Origin of the sequence: uncultured Flavobacterium sp. (assembly GCF_937967675.1) — a bacterium.
Classification (GTDB): Bacteria; Bacteroidota; Bacteroidia; order Flavobacteriales; family Flavobacteriaceae; genus Flavobacterium.
The window spans coordinates 1-5,730 of the sequence record NZ_CALBSN010000176.1; the positions used below are offsets into that span (position 1 = coordinate 1).

Here is a 5,730-nt window from a genome sequence, read left to right on the forward strand (position 1 = left end):
ACCAAGCTGCCCAAAAATCTACTACTACTGGTTTATCTGATTTTAATACTACTTCTTCAAAAGTAGCATCTGTAATTGCTAATGCCATATTATTTTACTTTATGTTTTTACTTTATTGATATGCAAATTTAGGAATTAAATTGGAATGTAGTGTTTTATAAAAATTAGTTTTTGTTATAGTTTTATTTTAAAAATTGATACTAATTTAACTTAAAACTTAATTGCATACGCTCTAATTCTTGCAATAATTCCGATGAAATTTTAACTTTTAGTTTTCTACTTGGCATCACCAATTTAGTTTTTACTATAATTTCCTCTTTTTCTGTTTGAACAGTAATATCCATTTCTTCCATTTCATCAAAATTCTCTTCCATTTCGTCTTCTGAATCAGTAGGAATTATTGCAACTGGTTTTTCTTCTACCATTCGCTTGATTTTCTCCAACTCCATCACTTCAAAAGTTACATTATGATCACCTTTGTATTTGGTGAAAATTTGGTTCAATTCTGAAATAACACCTTCTTTTACTTCATTAATAGCTAATTGAAGCACGAGTTTTTTTGCAAATGTTGGTAACACATCGGCTAGCATTTTCACATCAATAAATTGAATTCTCGGATCGGATTTTTTCCCTGTTTCTCGATTCACCCAACCTTCTTTCACCGTAATTTTAAAATAAGCAAACTGATTTTGCAGTAAAAAATGACGGAACTTTAAATACTCTTCATCAAAAATTCGGAATTCAAAACTTTCATCATAACCTTCCACTACAAATGTTGCCCAACCTTTTCCGTTTTTAGCTGTTCGATGTTGCACATTAGTTACAATTCCGCCAAAAGATAGGTTTTTTCCAACATTCTGTTCTAGGTTTTTCAAGCCTTCTAAATTGGTATTACAGAAATATTTCATTTCAAACTTATAATCATCTAAAGGATGACCCGAAATGTAAATTCCTACTACTTCTTTTTCTTTGGCCAACTTTTCCATAGTGCTCCACTCTTCACATGGTGGCACTTGTGGTTCTGCAATTTGTACTTCAGAAGCATCTCCAAACAAACTTACTTGAGCCGAATTTTCGTTTTCTTGAAACTTTGCACCATAACGAATCGCTTTTTCTAAAAACGTAATTCCGTCGCCATCATGATGAAAATATTGGGCACGATGTGTTTCGGAAAAACCATCAAAACCACCTGCTAATGCTAAGTTTTCGAATGCTTTTTTATTGGCAGCACGCAAATCGATTCGTTTAGCTAAATCGAAGATGGATTTATAATTTCCATCTTTTCTATTCTCAACAATGGTTTGAACCGCTCCTGCACCAACGCCTTTAATCGCTCCCATTCCGAAACGAACCGCATAATCTTCATTTACTGTAAATTTATAGTACGATTCATTCACATCTGGACCCAAAACAGCTAATCCCATGCGTTTACATTCTTCCATAAAGAACGACACTTGTTTGATATCGTTCATGTTATTCGAAAGCACCGCAGCCATATATTCCGCTGGATAATGCGCTTTAAGATATGCTGTTTGATAGGCAATCCAAGCGTAACAAGTAGAGTGCGATTTATTGAAGGCATAACTCGCAAATGCTTCCCAGTCTGTCCAAATTTTGTCTAATTTTTGTTCGTCATGACCATTGGCTTTTGCTTGATCGATAAACTTAGATTTCATTTTATCCAAGACATCTTTCTGCTTTTTACCCATCGCTTTACGAAGTACATCGGCATCACCTTTAGAGAAATTTGCCAATTTTTGCGACAGAAGCATCACCTGCTCTTGGTAAACGGTAATTCCGTAAGTTTCTCCTAAATATTCTTCGCAAGCATCTAAATCGTAGGTAATCGGTTCTTCACCGTTTTTTCTACGAACGAAAGAAGGAATATATTCCAATGGTCCAGGACGATATAATGCATTCATGGCAATTAAATCGGCAAAAACTGTTGGCTTTAAGTCCTTCATGTATTTTTGCATTCCAGGCGATTCGTATTGGAAAACCCCAACCGTTTCACCTCTTTGGAACAATTCGTATGTTTTGGTATCATCAATTGGAAATTCATCAGGATTCAAATCGATTCCTAGACGATATTTTACCAATTTCACCGTGTCTTTAATTAAGGTTAGGGTTTTTAATCCCAAGAAGTCCATCTTCAACAAACCAGCGCTTTCTGCTACCGAGTTGTCAAATTGCGTTACATATAAATCTGAATCTTTGGCAGTGGTTACGGGAACGAAATTCGTAATATCATCTGGCGTAATAATCACACCACAAGCATGAATTCCGGTATTTCGCATGGAACCTTCTAAGACTTTTGCTTGTTGAATGGTTTCTCCTGCTAAATCTTCTGAATTGGCAATTTCGATTAATTCTTTAACTCGGTCAAATTCTTCTGAACGTAATGCTTTTTTGACTTCACTTTCGTCTTCAGCTAAGAATCGTGCTAAATTCCATTTCGACGGCATCATACCTGGAATTAACTTTGCAATTCTATCGGCTTCAAAAAGCGGTAAATCCAATACACGAGCGGTATCTCGAATAGCTGATTTCGTAGCCATTTTACCATAAGTAATAATTTGCGCTACCTGACTTGCTCCGTATTTATTGATTACATAATCCATCACACGACCACGACCTTCATCATCGAAGTCAATATCAATATCGGGCATGGAAACACGGTCGGGATTAAGGAAACGCTCAAAAAGCAAATCGTATTTAATTGGGTCGATATTCGTAATTCCTAAACAATATGCAACGGCCGAACCCGCAGCCGAACCACGACCTGGTCCAACAGAAACGTCCATTTTTCTAGCTTCAGCAATGAAATCTTGTACAATTAAGAAATAACCTGGATAACCTGAATTGGAAATCGTAAGCAATTCAAAGTCTAAACGTTCTTGAATATCTGGTGTAATTTCGCCATAGCGTTTTTTAGCACCTTCCATGGTGAGATGTTTCAAATACGCATTTTCACCACGAACTCCACCATCTAATTTATCTTCCTCTACTTCAAATTCATCAGGAATTTTAAATTTTGGAAGTAATACATCGCGATATAAAGAATATGGTTCCGTTTTATCGATGATTTCTTGAATATTGATAATCGCTTCAGGTAAATCGGCAAAAAGTTGCTTCATTTCGTCACCCGATTTGAAATAATATTCTTGATTTGGTAATCCATAACGATAACCGCGTCCGCGACCAATTGGTGTTGCTTGTTTTTCACCATCTTTTACACACAATAAAATATCGTGTGCGTTGGCGTCTTCTTTATTAACGTAATAGGTATTGTTAGTCGCGATTAACTTCACATTGTGCTTTTTCGCGAAAGCTATCAATGTTTGGTTCACACGATTTTCGTCTTCTTGTTTGTGACGCATGACTTCCAAATAGAAATCGGAACCAAATTGCTCTTTCCACCAAATTAAAGCCTCTTCAGCTTGACTTTCTCCAACATTTAGAATTTTACTTGGAATTTCACCATATAAATTTCCAGAAAGAACAATGATGTCTTCTTTGTATTTTTCAACAATACTTCTGTCAATACGAGGAACGTAATAAAAACCATCGGTATAAGCAATCGAAGACATTTTGGCTAAATTGTGATAGCCTTTTTTATTTTTTGCCAATAAAACTACTTGATAACCGTTGTCTTTTTTGGTCTTATCTTTATGATCATCGCAGATATTGAACTCGCAACCAACAATCGGCTTGATTACGGTTTCGGTTGGTTCTTCACCATTTTCAATTAACTCTTTGTTTTTGGCTTCAGCAGCTTTGTTGTGATTTAAAACGGCGCTTACAAAATGAAACGCACCCATCATGTTTCCAGTATCGGTCATGGCAACCGCTGGCATTTTAAATTTTGCTGAAGCTTTTACCAAATCATTAATTGCAATAGTGGATTGTAATACCGAAAATTGTGTGTGATTGTGCAAATGCGCAAAAGCAGCGTCTTTTAAATCGGCTTTTGTTGCATCTGAAATAGTGGCTTGCTCTTCTTCGCTTTGGATTTTTTGCAATCGCGCTCTAATTTCATCCGAAGCTTTTTTAAGATTGATGTGTTTTAAACCGATAAGCTGAATTTCGCCCGGATTATTTTCACGAAAACGTCTAAAATATTCTGGTGTTACGTCTAATTCTTCTTTGGTAAAAACTTCTCTTTTGATTAATTCCAAAAAACAACGAGTAGTTGCTTCCACGTCGGCAGTAGCATTGTGGGCTTCTGCGAAAGGTTGATTGAAAAGGTATTGATGTAATTCGGTAAGTGTTGGTAATTTGAATTTTCCACCACGACCACCGGGTAATTTTAATAATTCTGCTGTAGTTTCAGTACACGTATCTAAAACGGGCATTTTGGTTAAATCCGTTCCAATGTTAAATCGGTGGAATTCGCAACCCATGATATTCACATCAAAACCAACGTTTTGCCCCACAATATATTTTGTTTTGGAAAGTGCGATGTTGAATTTTTCCAAAACTTCTACCATTGAAATCCCTTGCTCCATAGCCAATTCAGTAGAAATACCATGCACGCGTTCCGCATCATACGGAATATTGAAACCTTCGGGCTTAACCAAATAATCTTGGTGCTCGATTAAATTTCCCATTTCGTCATGTAATTGCCATGCAATTTGTATACAACGAGGCCAGTTATCGGTATCGGTAATAGGTGCCGACCAACTGCGCGGTAATCCTGTAGTTTCTGTATCGAAAATTAAGTACATCTATCTGATAATTAAGCTAAAAACAAAACACAAAAGCTGATTTTGAATAAAAACAAAAATACAGTTTAAGTTAGTGAATGCCAATTTAAGTTATCAACAAAAACAAAAAACCATCTGAATTACTCCAGATGGTTTTAATCTATATTTAAAAAAATTAGAAACTTCCTAATGGAACTTTGTAAAAAACACCTTCTGAAAAAGTAACAACCTCGCCTTCTTCATCAACAACATTAAATTTGAACTTACCCGTATATCTACCATCCAAAACCTCAGTAATTGTAACTTCACCATTACTTTGTTGCACGTTAACAACTTGAAAAGTTGCATCATTATTTCCACCAACAATCGTTATTAAATCTCCAGCTCTATATCCAGTACCACGAGATACAACTGTAATAGAATTTACATTTCCAATATTTGTAGTTGTTGCAACTCTTAATCCTGAACCAGATCCTCCAATTGTTTGGGCACCAGTAGCGTTATCAATATAACCCGTACCCTGATCAATAATTGAAGAAATTTTGTAAGCAGGGCCAGAATAAACTCTCGAATCATAATGATTAGAAAAATCGGGAGTATTAAAATCGTAAGATGCAAAATTCCTAACATCAGAAGTACCTAAAATATAAGTTCCCAAATTAGAAGCACTCGTTTTTAAGGTTACTGTTTCAAACTGAGTAAATGCTGTTATCGTCATAGCACCATCAGCATCTATCGAAACTCTGGCATCATTTGCTCTCCATGACTCATTATTAAAATTTGCTTGAAATGCAGGCGTATTAGTTTGTATATCCTCTTGACAAGAAGAAAACAGCATTGATAAAGCTAGAAAAGAAATAAATTTTCCCATTTTTTTAAATTGAAATTTGTAAAGTGGAAACAAAAATAACTTTTTTATTGAAACAAATACGCTTTATAATAAAAAATATTTTACACCAATTTACACAATTGTATTACAAAGTTTTATATATTTGCACCCTTAAATAACCGAGGTCGAGAACCT

3 protein-coding genes are annotated in these 5,730 nt (G+C 35.3%); all 3 read right to left on the reverse strand.

Translation table 11 applies throughout. The features are described 5' to 3' along the window. Positions 1 to 88: thioredoxin domain-containing protein (locus tag Q0075_RS11700; protein ID WP_297869670.1), on the reverse strand; the 88-nt coding region annotated here is incomplete at its 3' end. Positions 89 to 200: 112 nt separating this feature from the next. Then, positions 201 to 4,727 (reverse strand): DNA polymerase III subunit alpha, encoded by a 4,527-nt coding sequence (dnaE, locus tag Q0075_RS11705; RefSeq protein ID WP_297869668.1) that lies wholly within the window; start codon positions 4,725 to 4,727, stop codon positions 201 to 203. A gap of 154 nt (positions 4,728 to 4,881) precedes the next feature. Beyond that, positions 4,882 to 5,577 (reverse strand): DUF6252 family protein, encoded by a 696-nt coding sequence (locus Q0075_RS11710; RefSeq protein ID WP_297869669.1) that lies wholly within the window; start codon positions 5,575 to 5,577, stop codon positions 4,882 to 4,884. Positions 5,578 to 5,730: the final 153 nt, after the last annotated feature.

Coding starts and splice junctions, on each gene's coding strand:
- Q0075_RS11710 (WP_297869669.1), bottom strand. CDS start 5,577: ATGGGAAAATTTATTTCTTTTCTAGCTTTATCAATGCTGTTTTCTTCT.
- dnaE (WP_297869668.1), bottom strand. CDS start 4,727: ATGTACTTAATTTTCGATACAGAAACTACAGGATTACCGCGCAGTTGG.